This is a genomic window from Blautia luti (assembly GCF_013304735.1).
In the GTDB taxonomy this organism is placed as follows: Bacteria; Bacillota; Clostridia; order Lachnospirales; family Lachnospiraceae; genus Blautia_A.
The window spans coordinates 1-377 of the sequence record NZ_JAAITI010000109.1; the positions used below are offsets into that span (position 1 = coordinate 1).

At 49.9% G+C, this 377-nt stretch carries 1 pseudogene; it reads left to right on the forward strand.

The annotated features are described in order from the left end of the window. Window positions 1-377 (forward strand): annotated as a pseudogene (locus G5B06_RS18665) (DNA recombinase); the annotation flags it as partial.

The following is a 377-nucleotide window of genomic DNA, read 5'->3' on the forward strand; positions in this document are numbered from 1 at the left end:
AAGTTCCGTGTGGGACACTATGCCCTACACAACACCGTATCAATGAGAGTGCTGTTCTGACATTGGTTTCTGATACGCTCCGGGCTATCGCTGAATATTCCAGAAATGACCGGACGGAGTTTATTCACACCGTTCAGGAAACGCAGGTTGCTCAACAGAGTGCCGATATATCGAAAAAGCGCAGGCGTCTGGCCGCTGCCCAAAAGAGAGCTGGAGAACTGGAAAAACTGATTTGCAAAATCTATGAGGACAACGCCCTCGGCAAACTGCCGGATGCACGATATAGGGCGCTTGATGCCACAGTATGCCAAAGAACAGGACACACTTGAGATTGAAATTGCGGAGCTGGAAAAGGCTGTTACCGGCTATGAGCAGAG